This window comes from Streptomyces sp. NPDC033174, assembly GCF_055577795.1.
The window spans coordinates 213,063-229,300 of the sequence record NZ_JBVIPQ010000009.1; the positions used below are offsets into that span (position 1 = coordinate 213,063).

The 16,238-nt window shown below is 69.5% G+C and carries 15 protein-coding genes; 9 read left to right on the forward strand and 6 right to left on the reverse strand.

Annotated elements, in window-relative coordinates:
- Positions 1–38: 38 nt before the first annotated feature.
- Complete coding sequence (locus tag ACZ5VC_RS27135; protein ID WP_469122616.1) at positions 39–911, reverse strand: hypothetical protein; 873 nt, start codon at positions 909–911, stop codon at positions 39–41.
- A 212-nt stretch (positions 912–1,123) separates the two neighbouring features.
- Here ACZ5VC_RS27135 and ACZ5VC_RS27140 point away from each other — a divergent pair, with 212 nt between their 5' ends.
- The gene (locus ACZ5VC_RS27140) at positions 1,124–1,963 is read left to right on the forward strand and encodes a hypothetical protein (RefSeq protein ID WP_469122617.1); all 840 of its coding nucleotides are present in this window, start codon (positions 1,124–1,126) and stop codon (positions 1,961–1,963) included.
- 81 nt (positions 1,964–2,044) lie between these two features.
- Here the strand turns inward: ACZ5VC_RS27140 and ACZ5VC_RS27145 are convergent, their stop codons facing one another.
- The 3 genes from ACZ5VC_RS27145 to ACZ5VC_RS27155 all read right to left on the reverse strand — a co-directional run bounded on the left by ACZ5VC_RS27145 (position 2,045) and on the right by ACZ5VC_RS27155 (position 5,097).
- Positions 2,045–2,854 (reverse strand): alpha/beta fold hydrolase, encoded by an 810-nt coding sequence (locus ACZ5VC_RS27145; protein ID WP_469122618.1) that lies wholly within the window; start codon positions 2,852–2,854, stop codon positions 2,045–2,047.
- A 159-nt stretch (positions 2,855–3,013) separates the two neighbouring features.
- Positions 3,014–4,177, reverse strand: a complete 1,164-nt coding sequence (locus ACZ5VC_RS27150; RefSeq protein ID WP_469122619.1) for a low temperature requirement protein A — start codon at positions 4,175–4,177, stop codon at positions 3,014–3,016.
- A gap of 62 nt (positions 4,178–4,239) precedes the next feature.
- Positions 4,240–5,097 (reverse strand): SDR family NAD(P)-dependent oxidoreductase, encoded by an 858-nt coding sequence (locus tag ACZ5VC_RS27155; protein ID WP_469122620.1) that lies wholly within the window; start codon positions 5,095–5,097, stop codon positions 4,240–4,242.
- Between the two features lie 482 nt (positions 5,098–5,579).
- Between ACZ5VC_RS27155 and ACZ5VC_RS27160 the strand changes: the two genes are divergently transcribed.
- Positions 5,580–5,765 carry a DUF2795 domain-containing protein gene (locus ACZ5VC_RS27160; protein WP_468712264.1) on the forward strand — a complete coding sequence of 62 codons (186 nt, stop codon included), beginning with the start codon at positions 5,580–5,582 and terminating at the stop codon, positions 5,763–5,765.
- A 315-nt stretch (positions 5,766–6,080) separates the two neighbouring features.
- On the opposite strand, the gene ACZ5VC_RS27165 is transcribed toward ACZ5VC_RS27160, so the two are convergent.
- Positions 6,081–6,644: a hemerythrin domain-containing protein gene (locus tag ACZ5VC_RS27165; RefSeq protein ID WP_469122621.1), complete on the reverse strand. Its 564-nt coding sequence runs from the start codon at positions 6,642–6,644 to the stop codon at positions 6,081–6,083.
- A 204-nt stretch (positions 6,645–6,848) separates the two neighbouring features.
- On the opposite strand from ACZ5VC_RS27165, the gene ACZ5VC_RS27170 reads away from it, so the two are divergent.
- Positions 6,849–7,421, forward strand: a complete 573-nt coding sequence (locus tag ACZ5VC_RS27170; RefSeq protein WP_469122622.1) for a hypothetical protein — start codon at positions 6,849–6,851, stop codon at positions 7,419–7,421.
- A 52-nt stretch (positions 7,422–7,473) separates the two neighbouring features.
- Here the strand turns inward: ACZ5VC_RS27170 and ACZ5VC_RS27175 are convergent, their stop codons facing one another.
- On the reverse strand, positions 7,474–9,198 hold the full coding sequence (locus tag ACZ5VC_RS27175) for a PP2C family protein-serine/threonine phosphatase (RefSeq protein ID WP_469122623.1): 1,725 nt from the start codon (positions 9,196–9,198) through the stop codon (positions 7,474–7,476).
- A gap of 289 nt (positions 9,199–9,487) precedes the next feature.
- On the opposite strand from ACZ5VC_RS27175, the gene ACZ5VC_RS27180 reads away from it, so the two are divergent.
- The 6 genes from ACZ5VC_RS27180 (at position 9,488) to ACZ5VC_RS27205 (ending at position 16,200) form a co-directional block, all read left to right on the forward strand.
- Positions 9,488–11,977: a molybdopterin oxidoreductase family protein gene (locus tag ACZ5VC_RS27180; protein WP_469122624.1), complete on the forward strand. Its 2,490-nt coding sequence runs from the start codon at positions 9,488–9,490 to the stop codon at positions 11,975–11,977.
- Positions 11,974–12,465: a hypothetical protein gene (locus ACZ5VC_RS27185; RefSeq protein WP_469122625.1), complete on the forward strand. Its 492-nt coding sequence runs from the start codon at positions 11,974–11,976 to the stop codon at positions 12,463–12,465. The genes ACZ5VC_RS27180 and ACZ5VC_RS27185 overlap by 4 nt, the downstream gene beginning before the upstream one ends.
- Before the next feature lie 550 nt (positions 12,466–13,015).
- The gene (locus ACZ5VC_RS27190) at positions 13,016–13,354 is read left to right on the forward strand and encodes a hypothetical protein (protein WP_469122626.1); all 339 of its coding nucleotides are present in this window, start codon (positions 13,016–13,018) and stop codon (positions 13,352–13,354) included.
- Positions 13,351–13,521, forward strand: coding sequence for a hypothetical protein (locus tag ACZ5VC_RS27195; protein WP_469122627.1), 171 nt, complete (start codon positions 13,351–13,353; stop codon positions 13,519–13,521). The genes ACZ5VC_RS27190 and ACZ5VC_RS27195 overlap by 4 nt, the downstream gene beginning before the upstream one ends.
- A 538-nt stretch (positions 13,522–14,059) precedes the next feature.
- Positions 14,060–15,211, forward strand: coding sequence for a cytochrome P450 (locus ACZ5VC_RS27200; protein ID WP_469122628.1), 1,152 nt, complete (start codon positions 14,060–14,062; stop codon positions 15,209–15,211).
- Between the two features lie 2 nt (positions 15,212–15,213).
- Positions 15,214–16,200, forward strand: coding sequence for a beta-ketoacyl-[acyl-carrier-protein] synthase family protein (locus ACZ5VC_RS27205; protein WP_469122629.1), 987 nt, complete (start codon positions 15,214–15,216; stop codon positions 16,198–16,200).
- Positions 16,201–16,238: the final 38 nt, after the last annotated feature.

A 16,238-nucleotide genomic window follows, 5' to 3' on the forward strand; every position in this document is an offset into this window, starting at 1 on the left:
CAGTGTCCTCAATCCAGCTCAGTCGAACTCAGTCGACCTCAGTCGTTGTCGCCATCTGCCCAGGCCTGCGCGTCGGGGTTCGCACGTCGCAATTCGTCGATCTGCCCGCGCCATGCGTCGGCACGGGCGCCGGCTGACTCCCGAGCTGCCGCCATGAGTTCCCTGGCTGCCCCGAACCGTTCGGTTGCCGGGCCGCTGCGGGCGATACGGCTGACCGTCTTGGTCTTGGCGTCGATGGCCGCGCGGATGTTCGTGCCGCTGGTCAGCCGTCCCAGTTTCTCGAATTTCGGCTGGTTGCCCTCGAACCAGTGCTGCTGCCACCACTCGTCCGTCAGCGGATTCCGCCAGCTGATGTATCCGCCGCGCAGAATCTGACGGGGCTTCTTGATGTGGCCGCCGAAGCTGTAGCGGACGCTGTCGGAGGCGACGGGATCGTAGAAGCGTGGTGTGAAGAAGTCGGAGACGAGCAGCCCATTGACCATGTAGCCGAATTCAGCGGCCTCGGACGGGTCTGCGACCTCGACCAGGAACTCGACGAGGCCCTGGTTCGGATGCGGGGACTTTCCCGGGATCAGCCGGTTTCCCCATGGATCGGCCAGCATCTCGAGCATCTCGTGGCTCGCGGTCAGTGACCAGCTGTCGCTGAACTCGATCAACGAGAACGGCTGTCCGTTCTTGTCGTGGTGGTATCCGGCGGCGTCCTGTACGTCGTCCACGACGATGAGCGGCCAATAACCGATCGGAACATCCTCAAGGCGGTCGAATGCGTCGACGGTTGCCTCGACCTGCCACAGCGGACCGAAGTCTCGGGTGGCCTGCTTCTGGAGGGCGGCGGCGACGCGATTGAGTTCGGAGGGTGTGATCGGGTTGCTCTGCGTTTCGGAGACGAGTGCGAGCTGGGTGAGGAACATGTTGAGGATTCCACTTCGCCGTCGACTGTGGGCATGTCAGGGTTAACACCATGCGAGATCCCCTAAACACAGGGGTCTTGGCCGCGGCGGTTCGCGGACTCGCCCACAGGAGCGAAGAAACGGTACTGCCGCCCTCGTGCGGCCCCGGGTCGCGGACGGCTGTGTGAAGCGTCGTCGTCCTGGGGAGGAAGACGGGGACCCGGGGGGGGAGCATGGACAGTGACGTGAGGGGAAATCGCACCCTGCTCAGCAGGTTCCGCATCGCACTCGCGATCTGCGTTCTGCTGGGCGGCCTGAGTCTGGCCCTGGTGTCCAACGGACGTGAGGGCTTCGGCTGGGCCGTGCTCAACGAGCTCGCTGTCTTCGCCGCGGCTGGGGTCGCCATCCCCTTCTACTACGACCTCTTCCTGCGGGACGCCGAACGACAGCGTCTTCTGGGAGAGATGGCGCAGCTCCTCGACGAGAGGCTGTTCGCTTCCGGTGGTGGCCGCGGCCTCACGATCCATGCGCAGGGGCGGCCCGCTCCGACCGAGAAGGCCGTGTTCCTGGACGGCGCGCGTACGGAGATCATCGAGGTCGGCGTGGCGCTGCGCAGTCTGGCGAGCTTGTTCGTCTCGCGCCCCGAGCAGGATTTCGCCGACCCGGTTCGGCGACTCCTGAGGCAGGGCGTGAACATCACGTACATAGTGGCGGATCCGGAATCGGTACTGGTCGCCGAGTACGCCCGAAGCATCGGCGACACCCATCTGCCGCGGCGGGCAGCCGAATCCGCCCGCCAGTTGCTCGAGGTCGCCAGGGGCTTCGCCGCCGAAGGACATGCGGGGCTCATGTCCGTGCGTTTCACCGGGCAACTCCCCACCTGTTACGTGAGCCTCGTCGACCCTGATTCCACGGCTGGGCGGTGCCGGATGTCCCCGTACCTGGCCGGGGTCAGGCGAGCCGACTCACCTGTGGTCGACATCGCCCGGGCGACTCAGTGCGAGCTCTTCGACCGCTACGTGGCCTACACGCGGAGCGTCCTCGCGGACAGCAGACCGGCGACCTTCCCCTAGCCGGGCGGTCCCGGCACGGTCGGACGGCGGCGGCACTCGTCGCGGGACTGTCACCGCAGGACTCCGCGCCGACGTCGCGCTTCACCCGAGCGCGTCGGCCACGAACGCGGCGATTTCGGCGACGACGCGATCGGGCTGTTCCCAATGAACGACGTGGCCGACGCCTTCGTACACCAGGAACCGTGAACCATGGATGGCATCGAGTGTGACCTGCTGGTCGGCGCGCGGAAGGAAATCGTCCTCGCCACCCCAGATGACGAGGGTCGGCACCAGGATCCCGGCGAGGGTGGCGGGGAGATCGGCCTCCATCAGGCCTCGCATGGTCTCCTGCCATACGCGGGCGGGCACCTTCAGGTTCTCCTCGGTCATGGTCTCGATGAGCCCTGGGGCGATCGGCCGGGCGGTCATCGTGCTCATGAGGCCGTCGACGTACTCGCGCGGTACGGGATCGGAGAGCCCCTGGATCTCCTCCCACGCACTGGCGATCACCGGCTTGTCCGCGAGAGTGGCGGGTACGCCGATCAGGACCAGGCCCAAGATGCGGTCCGGGTGACTGCCGGCGACCATCCGGGCGGCCACACCGCCGCTGGAGGCGCCGACGAGGACGGCGCGTTCGATTCCGACGGCGTCGAGGAAGCCCACGATGTCGGCGGCGAAGTCCTCCGGCCGATAGCCCTCGTCCGGGCGCTCGGCGTCGCCGTGTCCGCGCTGAGTGAGCGCGTACCCGTGCAGGGCCATCGGCAGCCGCCGCAACATCGGCTCGAAGGACCACCACGAGTCGGCGATGCCGTGAACGAAGACGACGGGCGTGCCACCCGAATAGCCGGCCTCGGCGTAGGGAAGGGTCGGCCCGTCCCGCAGCGACGCACTCTTGACGGAGATCGTGGTCATCCCGTTCAGCGTCTCCCCGAGGCGTGGCCACGGCAACACCTCGGCCGCCATCCGGGCCGTCCCCCGTCTCGGTGACGCCGCCGTACGAACACTTTCTCGCTGCCGAGTCCCCCGGGCCTCGTAGGGCCGCGCAGCCGGTCGGCCGAACCGCTTGTACCGTCAGCGCAGGGGTGTGACCCGGCCCCTGCGCAGGGCCAGGCGGGCCCAGAGGAGATGTCCGAGGGATTCGGCCGCCAGGACGGCGATGGCGAGCAGTGGGGAGAGGCTGTCGCTGAACACGATGACGAGCAGCGGGATACAGATGCCCGGCACGGCCCAGACCGCGATGCCGGGCAGACGGCGTCCGTAGCGCAGGGCGATGGCGGCATGAGCCGTGTGATAGAGCGCCTGGCCTCCCGCGACGGCCACTGCGGCGCCGTGGGCGAGGTGCGGATGACTGGCCTCCTCCACCGCGGTGGCGAGCCCCGCGGCCATGGCGATGATCCCGGCGGTGACGAAGAAGTGCAGGAAGCCGGCCGTGTCGCGGGCCAGGAGGTACGCGTCCTTGCGCTGGGCGGAGTCGAGGACACGCTCGGCGCTGGAGGAGGCAAAGTCGAAGTACGACCACCACAGCGAGGTGAGCAGGATGAATCCCACCACGGCGACGGTTCCTGACGCGGCGGTCCACGTGTGGTCGACCGAAGTGATCAGGCTGACCACGGATTCGCCGAGCACGATGATCACGAAGAGGCCGACGCGTTCGACGAGGTGGCCGGCGTGCAGCCGACCGGGGCCTTCTGGCCAGGTGTAGCTGAGCAGGAGCACGATCTCGAAGGCCAGCGACACCGCCCACAGGACGTACCGCCCCGGCGCGGGTACCACGGCGGACGCCGCCCACAGCGCGCCGCTGCCCAGGCAGTAGGCGACCGGCCGCCAGCGCGGCACACTCCCGCGACCCGGCAGTCGGGTCGCCGGCCACCACAGCATCCACAACACGACGCGGGTGCCCGCGTATCCCAGGGCGTACGCGGGCGCGCGGTCGCCGAACGCGTCCGGGACGGCCGCGCTCATCAACGCGAGGCAGAGCATCGCGACCAGCATCAGCAGCCGTCTGCGCGCACTGTCACCCTCGAATAGATTCGCGAAGAATGTGATGTTGATCCAGATCCACCAGGCCGGGAAGTACAACGCCAGGAAGCGGCCGAAGTCCGCCGCGCCCGGATCCCCGTGCAGGGCGTGGGCCAGCTGGGCGGCCACCGCCACGAACACCAGGTCGAAGAAGAGCTCCAGCCAGCCCGCGTGCCGTACCGGCCGGTGCTGCGCCCCAGCTGAGGCAAGCGTCATCGTGCCACCTTCGTCACCGTTACTCCGCCGGACCCTCACCGAGCCGCCCACGGGCGGGAGGGTCAGCCGGTGGAGACCCAATCGGTCGTCTTCGAGGTCGTCGCGGAGCCGTCGAGGTCCGCGAGCTTGATGGCGACGAAGTCCCGCGCCCACTCCGAGGTCTGGACACGGAACGCCGGGCGCTCGGCGTCGAGGGCATCGATGATGTGCGTGGCCGCGTCCTCGATGGTCTGCGGCGTGGTGAAGCTTTCCCTCACATGGGCGAGGTAGTTGGTGAGGGAAGGCGCGTACGGCCCGGCGGCGGCCAGGTAGGAGGGAATGTCGATACCGACGTTGGCCACGAACTCGCTTCCCACGGCACCCGGCTCGACCACCACGACGTCGACGCCGACCGACTTCGCCAGCGGGGCCAGAGACTCCATGAAGCCCTCGACGGCGAACTTGGCAGCGCAGTAGGCCTCGTTGAAGGGCTGTCCGATCACGCCACCCACGCTCGACACGGTGATGAGGCGACCAGCCGAGGCCCTCAGGTGCGGCATCGCAGCCTTGGTCACGGCGACCACCCCGAAGAAGTTGACCTCCATCGTGTCGCGGACGTCCTCGAGGGTCTCGAGCTCGATCGTGCCGACGTGGCCGGCGCCGGCGTTGTTGACGACCGCGCGCAGGCCGCCGAACTCGGCGGCGGTGTCCTCGAAGCAGCTGGCGACGGAGGCGGGGTCGACCACGTCCAACTGCTTGAGCCGCACCTTGCCGGTGACACCGGCCGCCTCGGCGGCCTTCATGAGGGCCTCGGACCTGCCCAGGTCACGCATGGTGGAAATGACCGTCCAGCCGGCTCGGGCGGCGGCCACGGCCGCCGCCAGGCCAATGCCGGAGGAGGTGCCGGTGATCAGGACTGTCCTGGGGGTGTCGGACGCCATGGTCTCAATCCCACTTCCGTGATGGTCGGCTGACCGCTCTGCGCATGGTGCGCGCAGTTTAGGTCGGACCGCGAGGAATAGCCGCTATCGGGATGTACGTCGGTTCACGCCGTGATTCGCCCGTGGTGGGTCGCACCTGAACGCGGGTGAGGCGATCGGATGACGCAACCGCTTGTCGCGGCGACACATGGTGGCTGCGCTCCGTAACGTGGGGCCATCCCTGGCGAGGAAGCGGCGCGGCACAGCGCTGTCGTGGGGTATGCCACGGCCCCGCCTGCTGGGGACGTGACGTATGCCATCGCGTCTGTCCAGCACGCGGTGGCATACGAAACGTCATTTCACGGAAATGCCGGACCGGGGTCGGCGTCCCGCCCGCTGCGGCGGGGGCACCCGGAAGCGCGGGCGGCTGCGGTTTTGCGCCATCGCGGTGAAGCAGCGGCGGGATCGTATTCAGGCACAGCCGCCGGAGGCATATTCGGCCCATGAACGTGAACCCCATCGAAATGCAGAAGTCCCTCAGCGGCGTGGACTACCCCGCCTCCAAGAAGGACATCCTGGAGCAGGCGGAGAACAATGGCGCCGGCCGTGAGATAAAGGAAGCGCTCAAGTCGCTCCCCGAGAAGCAGTACGACTCCCCCGCGGCAGTCAGCAAGGAAGTCGGCAAGTAGATCCCGACCCGCGGACCGGCCCTCTCACCGGTCCGCGCGAAGCCCGGGCATCGGCGGTCGTCGCCGGCCCGGGCTTCAGGCGTTCAAGAAGACTTCGGTCGATGGCCCGCGTACGGGCCCGGCTCCCCTGGGCCGTCAACGACAGGCTCGGAGTCCTACGCGGGGCGGACCGGTCGCGGTGCGCGATCACTTCCGGCTTGCGTGAGCCTGGGGGCACCCGACGGGAAAAGCGCCGCAGCGACTGCGCTCGGGCAGCCCACGCCACGTGGCCTGCGCCGAGCGCCTCCGCAGAGTGACCGCAGGCCCTCCCGCGGCTCAGGAGTCCTTGCCGCGGCCCGTCATCGCGTCGCGCAGCCGGTCGACGAGGCCGACTCCCGGGGCGAGGAGCTTGTTGGCCGGGGGCTTGTCCGGGGCGGCGGGGTGAGGGCGGGTGGGGGCCATCTTCTTCGCCTGACGAACCTTGTCACCCAGCTTTTCGAGCATCTCGGCGGAACACGCGGCGCGCAGCTGCGGGAACAGGTTGTTCTCCTCGTCGGCGACGTGTGTGCGGATCTCGGTCATGAGCTGGGTGATCAGCGTGTCGAATTCCGGGTCGCCGGCCTCGCAGCCCTCGAGCTCCTTCATGGTCCGCTCGGCAGTCGCGTGATCTTCCAGCTCCTTGTCCGCGATGCTGTCGCCGTTGGGCAGATGCTCGCGCACGGCCGGGTACAGGTGTGCCTCTTCCGCGACGGAGTGCCGGACCAGTTCCATGGTGGCCTGGTCTGCGTAGCGCTTCCTGCGCGCGTCGCCGGACGGCAGCTCCTCGATGTTGGCGAAGAGCTCCTCCACTTCCTCGTGGTCGGTGATCAGTTCCGCGATGACATCTCCGCCGTGACCCATTGTTTTTCTCCTTCGCGTGGTGACCTCGTTCCGCTCAGTGAAACCTCGTCCGGAATGCGAGGAGTGGATTGCCGCTCACCGCGCGTGTCGCCCGGTGTGGCCAAGGCCACCGGCCGACGGTGAACTGCGTCATTTCCTTCCCGCTCGGTAGCGATTAGCGTGCCAATGCTTTAATCCCCTTCTTGCCTGCTGAGGTGGTCGGCCGTGCCCGAGGATTTCTCCCTCTCTCCGCTCATAGGCGCGACGACGCAGTGGCTCACCCACACGTTTCCCTCGGGACCCGGCGCCCTGGCGGTCAGCCTGGCGGAGGCCCAGGCGCGCCAGGCCGTCACGGTTGCCGCTTGGCTGCGGTACCCCACGGAGCTGGACGTCGAGCTGGTCGCCGTCACCGGTCCGGGTGGCTCGGCACGCCTGGACTGGGTCACAGGGGCGGACATCCACCAGTCCGAGGACGGCCGTGACCACCCGTGGCGCAGCTGGGTCGACGAGGTCGTCGCGAGCTGGGCTGCCTGCTTGCTGAGTACGCCGCCGCTGGCGGCCGCCGCCATGGACGCACTCGCCGACACGATGCATGTCGACGGTGCGCCGGTGGACTTCCGGCGCTTGACGAAGCCGGAGGACCGCGACTGGCGAGCGGCCCCGCTCTTGCGCCACCCGGACTTCCTCGCCCCCATCGCCGAACTTCACCAGGAGCAGCTGATGGACCGGCTCGGGGACGCGAGCCCGGGGCGCCGGCAGTGCACCGTCGGGTGGACGCCGCCCTCCCGGCCCTCGTAGACACCCGGCCTCGCCCCGCGTGACGGGAAGCCCACCCTTCGTCTGACGCCGGTCAGCTACCGGGGCCCTCCGCCAGAGGCACTCGCACGGCGAGTATGGCGACGTCGTCGTCGTTGTCGCGCGGACGGATCCTTTCCATCAGCAGGTCGCTGAAGGCTTCCAGCGGCCGGTGGGCCAGGGACGCGGCGTGCCGGCGTAGCCGCTCCAGGCCGTCGTCGATGGGGCGGCGAGGGGTTTCCACCAGACCGTCCGTGTAGAGCACCAGCGTGGACAGCGGCGGCAGGTGGACCGTTCCGTCGGTGCGCTTGACCCCGGCGGCATTGGCGCCGAGGAGGATGCCGTGTCCGTCGGTGAGGTATTCGGTCCGGCCGTCGTGTGTGACGAGCAGGGGCGGCGGATGGCCGGCGTTCGTCCACTGGAGCTGCCACCGGCCGTCGGCGTCGGCCGCCAGTCTGCCGAGGATCATGGTGGCCATGTCGACTTCCGTAATGTGGGGAAGCGCCTGGTCGACATGGTTGACGATGACGCTGGGGGGATCCTGGCGGGACCAGGCGTAGGCACGTAGGACATTGCGGAGCTGGGCCATGTCGGCTGCGGCGTCCAGGTCGTGCCCGACGACGTCGCCGATGACGAGGGCCAGGGCCTGGTCGGGGAGGTGGAAGGCGTCGTACCAGTCGCCGCCGACCTGGGAGGCGTGCGGCGCGGGCAGATAGCGGGCGGCCATCTCCAGTCCCGGGACGCGAGGCATCTGCGGCAGCAGGTGGCGCTGCATGGTCTCGGCCACCTTGCGCTGGCGCTGATAAAGGCGCGCGTTGTCGAGTGCCAGGCCGGCGCGGCGGGCGATGTCCTCGACCAGGGGGATGTCGGCGGCGGTGAAGTCGTCGGGCTGCTTGGATCTACCGACCGTCAGAGCGCCGAGGACCTCGCGCAGTCCGTGGATGGGCACGATGACCGCCGAACGCATACCGGTGGTCTCGAACAGCCGGCGCTGCTCGACGGCGATCCCGGAGTCGGGCGGCCCCTGATACGTCCTGGGCGTGGCCAGAGTGGACCCGGCGCCTCGCAACGCCCTGGAAAGCGGCAGCGGCGAGACCTGAGGCACTGGCGGCATGGCTCCTTGCAGGTCTACCAGGCGTGAGGGCCGGCCACCGTCCCCCTCGTGCGCGACCACGGCGCGCCACACCTCGTCGTTCTCCGTGATGAGGTCGATCACGGCCCAGTCCCCCAGCTGGGGAACAACGAGTCGCACCAGTCGGTCGAGCGCGTCGTCGATGTCGAGGGTGGAGGTGAGCTGCGTGGTGGTCTCGGCCAGCAGCGCCAGTCGCTCCAGCTCCGGCAGCGGCCCCGTCCGGACAGGCGCCCCCCGGCCCTGGACGCCGGACGGCTCATGCGCGTGGAACACGACGAGCGCGCCCACCTCGTCGGTCGTGAGGCGAAGCGGGGACACCATCCACGACAGGAGCGCCGAGGTCCCGTCGCCGCGTTCGAAGTAACCAGAATCCTCCTGCCGGGCCCGTCCGGCGACAAAGGCCTCCATCATCGGGCACTGGCTTCTGGGCATGGCGTGCCCATGGGCGTCCCGGTGCAGCAGATCATGCGCGTCGTGACCCAGCAGGGTCTCAGCGCCGCGTCCCAGCAGCGCCTCCAACCGCGCGTTCACAGCGACGATGCAGCCATCGGCATCCACCACGTACGCCCCGGCCTCGAGCCGGTCCAGCAAACGCTGCCAGTCATCGACACTCTCGTCGACTCCTGTCCGTTCGGGTGGAACGCCCACTACCGCACACCTCCGCACTCGTGCCACTGTCGCTGTCGCTTGAGCCTCTGCTACCCCGATCCGGCGGTTTGGATCACCACCCCCCGCCGCCGGCAGCGAGGAGTCGATCACCGGCGGCGATCTCGACGGTGTGTCGCGGCGCCCGCTCCCGGACTGCTGCTGATATCGGCGGCGCGGGCCCCGATGTGCCCCTCCTCGGCGGCACGGGTGCCGTTAGACGGCGAAGGCCGAGGGTACCGATGACGTCGTCGGCGCGCGAGGTGTCGTCTGTGATCGCCGGGAGGCAGGCGTGGACGCTTCGGTGGACCGGATCGCTCAGCCGTGGGGCGGCCGCACCCCGTACGGACGCCATGAGTCCTGGCCGGCACGCGTGGACACCCACCTGGCGGAAGGCGTCGAATCGGACGGGGTGCAGCGGTGGGTGCAGTCGGCGTCGATCCTGCACTCCGACGGTGACGCGATGGACATCGCCGTCCGGGACGGCCGGATCGTCGGTGTACGCGGACGCCCTGGGGATCGCGTCAACCACGGGCGGCTGGAGCCGAAGGACCTTTTCGGCTGGCAGGCCAACGCCTCGCCGGACCGGCTGACGCGTCCCCTGATCCGAGAGGGCGGACGTCTGGTGGAGAGCGATTGGGACACCGCGATGGAGCGGGTCGTCTCCCGTTCCAGGGCGCTGCTCGACGAGCGGGGTCCGGGTGCGGTCGGCTTCTACACCACCGGCCAGCTGTTCCTGGAGGAGTACTACACGCTCGCGGTCCTGGCCCGGGCTGGGATCGGCACCAACCATGTGGACGGCAACACACGGCTGTGCACCTCCACCGCCGCGGAGGCGCTGAAGGAGTCCTTCGGCTGCGACGGGCAGCCCGGCAGTTACGACGACATCGATCACGCGGACGTGATCGCGCTGTTCGGCCACAACATCGCCGAGACGCAGCCGGTCCAGTGGATGCGCGTCCTCGACCGTTTGGAGGGCAGTGCCCCGCCCCGGCTGGTGTGTGTGGATCCGCGCCCCACTCCGGTGGCGCGCCGGGCCGCCGTCCATCTGGCGCCGCGCCTCGGAACCAATGTGGCGCTGCTCAACGCGCTGTTGCACGAGATCATCCGCACCGACCGGGTCGACCATGACTACATCGCCGCCCATACCGTCGGCTTCGACGAACTGGCGGCGCGTGTCGAGGTCTGCACCCCGCAGTGGGCCTCGGAAATCTGTGACGTCCCGGCCGACCGGATCATCGAGGCGGCGGAGATCCTCGGTACGGCGGACCGGCTGTTGTCCACGGTGCTCCAGGGCGTCTACCAGTCCCATCAGGCCACCGCCGCCGCCGTGCAGATCAACAATCTGCACCTGATCCGAGGGATGCTCGGCCGGCCCGGGGCCGGGGTGCTCCAGATGAACGGCCAGCCCACCGCGCAGAACACCCGCGAGTGCGGTGCCAACGGGGACCTGCCCGGCTTTCGCAACTGGGAGAACGACGAACACGTCGCCGATCTGGCGAAGGTGTGGAACGTCGAGCCGCGGGCCATCCCGCACTACGCCCCGCCGACGCACGCCATGCAGATGTTCCGGTACGCGGAACAGGGCTCCCTGCGCATGCTGTGGATCAGCGGGACCAATCCGGCCGTCTCCCTGCCCGAGCTGTCCCGCATCCGCTCGATCCTGGGCCAGGAGCGGCTGTTCGTCGTGGTCCAGGATCTGTTCCTGACCGAAACTGCGCAGCTGGCCGACGTGGTGCTGCCGGCGGCGACCTGGGGCGAAAAGACCGGCACCTTCACAAACGCCGACCGCACGGTGCATCTGTCGGACAAGGCCGTCGAGCCGCCGGGCGGGGCCAAACCGGACCTGGACATTTTCCTGGACTACGCCGCAAGGATGGACTTCCGGGACAAGGACGGCGGCCCGCTCATCACCTGGGACGACCCCGAGTCGGCGTTCGAGGCGTGGAAGCGGTGCAGCGCCGGCCGCCCCTGCGACTACACCGGGATCACCTACGCCAAGCTGCGCGGCGCGAGCGGCATCCAGTGGCCGTGCAACGAGGCAGCGCCCGAGGGGACGGAGCGTCTCTACACCGAAGGCGTCGCCTGGGCCGACCCGGACACCTGTGAGAGCTACGGCAAGGACCTCGTCACCGGAGCGGCGAACGGTGTGGTCGAGTACCGCTCGCTCAACCCGGACGGCAAGGCGATGATCAAGGCCGCCGCGTACATCCCGTCCCACGAGCAACCGACCGACGACCACCCCTTCCAGCTGACCGCGGGTCGGACGATCTATCACTTCCACACCCGCACCAAGACGGGGCGCGCGCCGCAACTCAACGCCGCCGCACCCGATGTGTGGGTGGAGATGTCCTCCCCGGACGCGGAAGGGCTCGGTTTCGGCGAAGGCGACCTGGTCGAGGTCACCACCCCGCGCGGTGCCCTGCGAGGGCGTCTGCGGGTCACTGACATCCGCCCGGGTCTGCTGTTCGTGCCCTTCCACTACGGGTACTGGGACACGCCCGCCGGACACGGCCCGGGCGGCACGACAAAGGGGCGGGCCGCGAACGAGACGACCGTCACCGACTGGGATCCCGTCTCCAAGCAACCGCTGTTCAAAACAGCCGCGGCCGCCGTGCATCTCATCGAGCGCGGTGACGGCAAGAGCGCCCCGGCCCCCACCACCACGGCGTCCGCCCCGTCTCGGGGCGCCCACGTGCCCCCGACCGTGGGCGGTCCTGCGGCCTACGCATCGCAGTCGGAAAGCGCCGCCCGGAACACGCCCGAAGGAGGCGGCGAGTGAACGGCATCAAGCTCGTCCTGCGCGTTGTCCACCACGGCGAGCAGCACCTGGCCGGAGAACTCATGGCCGTGGCGGACCGGCACCGCACCGAGCACGAGATCCACCATGTCGCGACGGACCTCGCCGCCTGGTCGCGCGAGCACGTCCGGCGACTGGCCCGGACGGCCGCGGACTACAGCCTGGCCCTGGGTGATCCCCCGGACGAGACCTCCTCCGGCTTTCTCGCGACAGTGCGCCAGAAGGCGGCCGAGGCGGTGGGGCGCCGGCCCGAGCCGGGTCTGCTTCTCCTGCGCGACCTGCGCGATCTGCACGTGAGCGCGTCGGAGAATTCGTTGTACTGGGAGATGCTGGCCCAAGCCGCTCAGGCCACCAAGGACGACAAGCTGCTCGAGCTGGCTTCCTCGTGCCACCCGCAGACGCTGCGGCAGATGCGCTGGACCAACACCATGGTCAAGACCCTCGCCCCTCAGGTCCTGACCAGCTTGTGACGGCTACCGTGCGACGGGGTCGACCTGCCCAGCTCGCCTTCAGCGGTGCGGCGGTGGCCGGGAAGGACAGCGCGGCACGACGGGAAGCATGGGGGCGACCCCCGTCGTGCCGGCGCCGCCCTCAGGACCGGCCTACGGCGCTCCTCAAATGTCGTGACGCAAGAGCTCTACGATCACCGCCCACAGGGCGCGTACGCCCAGACCGGCGGCGACCCGTATCGCGAGTTCACGCCTCAACCTTGCCCGCATGGACGACGGCTTGTCGGCCATATCTCCTCCTTCCGGACGGGGTCCGCCTCGAGGTGGCGGCCCTCCCCCATCGACGGGCGTTGCCCCTACAGCTGGACACCGACGGAAAGAGACCGCTCCAACGTAGCTGTCACGAGGGGGAGTTAGGAAGGGCGCGCCCCTGCGGGGTCTCGAAGCGATGCCTCCTCGACTGCCCGGCGCCCCCGGCCGTCGCCCGGCGCACGACCGGGTGGGTGGATTCCAGACCCGAGCGGCGCACCCCGTGTGGTGAGGGTGACGACCGCCGCCTTTGCTGGGCGCCATGACAGCGACAGTGATGCCACGACTGAAGACCCTCGGTGCCGCCGCCGGGCTCGGCCTGTGCCTGGCCATGATTCCGGCCAAGCAGGCGCACGCCCAGATCGTCGTTCCGTGCGGGAACACGACGGCCTTGCGGGCGGCGATCCAGCAGGCGAACACCACGGGCGCACCCGTCTTCTTGGCTCCGTTCTGCACCTACACGCCGGCGCAGGCCGACAACCCGTCCGCCGGGCTGCCCCGGATCAGCGGCAACGTCACCATCAGCGGCTTCGGCACAACCATCCAGCGGTCCACCGCGGCGGCGGGGTGGGCAACTTCGCCGACGGCGTCGCCACGTTGACCAGCAGCCGGGTCATCGGGAACAGCGCCAGTACGGCCGACGGCGGGCAGGGCGGCGGCATCTGGGAGAACCCCGGATCCACGGTCAGCCTCGTCAACACGAGGGTCACCGGGAACACCGGCGCCAACTGCCGCCCGGTCGGAAGCGTCCCCGGCTGCGCGGGCTGATCCGTTCCCCACGGCGCGGCGCACGCCGCGGCGGGCGGTCCATGTCGTTTCTCTTCCGCTCTCCGGCAAACACCCGGTCGGTCTCGTTACGGAACCGCTCCTGAGGGAATTGCTTGATTTCATCCTCTTCCGCAGAATCGAGAATGCCATGGTATTGAACCCGGGCCCCGGTGGCCTCCTCTCTCACCTCCTCCAGGCCGTTGAATCCCTGCTGGGAATCCTGCTGTAGCGGCACGAAGACAGGGCCTGGTCCTCACTGAGGACCAGGCCCTTTCGGCGGCATCGCCCGTAGCGGTTGAGGCGGGGACAAGGCGGTCTGCCCTCATGTGCGCGTGAGCCGGTCGCATGATCTGAAGTAACGCACGAGAAGCGTGTCTCGCTTGTCCCGAATAGCCGCCTTGGGACGATGCTCGGAATGAGCCCTTGCATCTGTCGAGATTGGTGACGCGTTCTCATGCCCGCACGAACGCTCCCAGCCCGTCTCTCGTGTCCGGCGGTGTGGGATCCACGCTTCGCGACACGCTTCACCAGGCCGTCGGTGCGCACGGCCGCCGTCCGGGTCTTCGGCGACCTTCCGGTATGGGCGGTGTTCACCGACCGCGACGCCAGGGCCGTACTGGCCGACACCCGTTTCGCCAAGGACGTGACGGTCGGCGGCCTGTCGTGGAACGGTGCACCGATCGACGCCGGGGCTCTCACGAATACCGGCGTCCTGCTGGCTGATACGCCGCAACTGCTCGCCGCGAGCGGGCCCTCGCACCGGGAACTGCGCGGTGCTGTGGGTGAGCGACTCAGGGGTGCGTCCGTGGGGGCCGTCGCTGGTGTGGTCGACGAGGCGTGTGCGGCGCTGATGCACCGGGCCGCCGCGCAAGGCGCCTTCGACCTCGTGACCGATGTCGCTGTGCCCCTGGCCGAGGCGACGGTGGCCGCGGTGCTGGGAGTGCCGTCCGATCTGGCACGCGACGCCGTCGCCGTGGTGGTGGACGGCGGGTGGAGTGTGCGACCGAGTCCGGCGGCGCAGCGTGCGCTGGACGGCATCGCCGTACGCATGGTCGCGCATGCGCGGCGGCGGAGCAGCGACGGTGTCGCCGGTGTGCTGGTCGAGGCGTACGAGGCGGGCCGCCTGAGCGGGCCGCAAACGCTGGCGGCCGTCGAGCTGATGGTGTTCGGGACGGTGGAGTCCCTGGTCGCGGTCCTCCCGGCCGCGTCGCTGCTGCTGACGCAGCGCCCGGCGGTGCGTGAGCTGCTGTGCCGCGGGGAACAGGCTGTGGGCGACCGGGTGCTGGAAGAGCTCTTGCGCCTCGCACCCCCGTTTCCCCACTCGAGCCTGCGGGTGGCGCGGGAGCCGCTTCAGCTCCCCGATGCCGACATCGGGCGGGGCGAGGCGGTCGTGGTCTCCTTCCTGCACGCCAATCTCGACCCTGAACGGTGGCCGGATCCGCTGAGCGTGCGGCTGGACCGTCCGGTTCCCGCCGCCCATCTTTCCTTCGGCTCCGGCGCCCACTTCTGCCCGGGAGCGGCGCTGGCCCGCCGGGAGGTACGCGGCGCGCTCCTCCAGATCTTCACGCGGATGCCCGACCTCGCCCTCGCGGTGCCCGCCGAAACGCTGCGCGGCCAGGAGGGTGCGGTCGCCTCCCTCGAGAGTCTGCCGGTCACCTGCCGCGCCACGGCGAAAGCGGGTTCGGTGTGAGGGTGGACAACCGCGTCAGCGTGGCCGGCGCCGCTCAGTTGCTGCCGGGGATCCGCCATTCCTCACCGCACGTACCGGCTCCGTCCGCCCACCCGAGCCCCGGCAGGAGCGGCACCACGACGACGATGCGCACCGGTCCGGAGCTGGCGTACGAGGTGACGTGCCAGGTGCTGCGGCAGACCGGGCAGGCGGCACAGCACCTGGATCTGCTGTGTCTGGCCCTGGGGTTCGACAACGGTGACGACTGGCGTCTGGCTCCCTTCCACCTCGCCGAGTCCTGCGGGGCGCGGGCAGCCACGGTGCTGGGTCTGCAGCAGATGTCCAATGGCGGAGCAGCCGGCGTCACCCATGCGGTGATGAGCCTGATGTGCGAACCCGCTTTGGGTTCGGCCCTGGTGGTCGCCGCCGACAGCTTCGCCGGCCTGTCCCCGGAGCACTGGGGTCAGAGGTCGGTCCAGGGTGTCGAACTTGAGGACGGTGCCGCCGCGGTACTGCTGCGTCGGGGCGGGCGCGGGCCGCTGTCCATCCGCTCCGCTGCCACGGCGGGCGCCCCCTTCGTACGCCGTCCCGCCGGCCCACCGGGCGCGCCGGAGCAGCGGCGCGGTACGCGCATCGTGGTCGACGACACCGTGCGAGGCCATCTCGAGCATGGCATCGCCGTGCTGCGGGCGGTGAAGACAGCCGTTCACCACGCTCTGCTGGATGCCGGCCTGTCCGACGACGATCCGTCGATCGGCCTGATGATGCTGCCGCGTCTCGGTCCGATGCTGGCGCGCCGGCTGCTGTCGGCCCTTCCCGCGACGCTGCGAGCGAAGGTGAGCACCACCGGACAGCACTCCGCGCACCTGGGGCCGGGCGATCTCCTTGCCGATCTGGCCTGTCTGTGCGCCCGCGGCGCCGACAGGGCGGCACCGGTGTCGGTGCTGGTGTCCGTCGGCGTCGGCCTCACCGCCACCTGCCTGGTCGTGGAAGCCCAAGCATCCGGATGAACACCCCGCGGGACCACTCGACGAGAAAGGTATGCGCC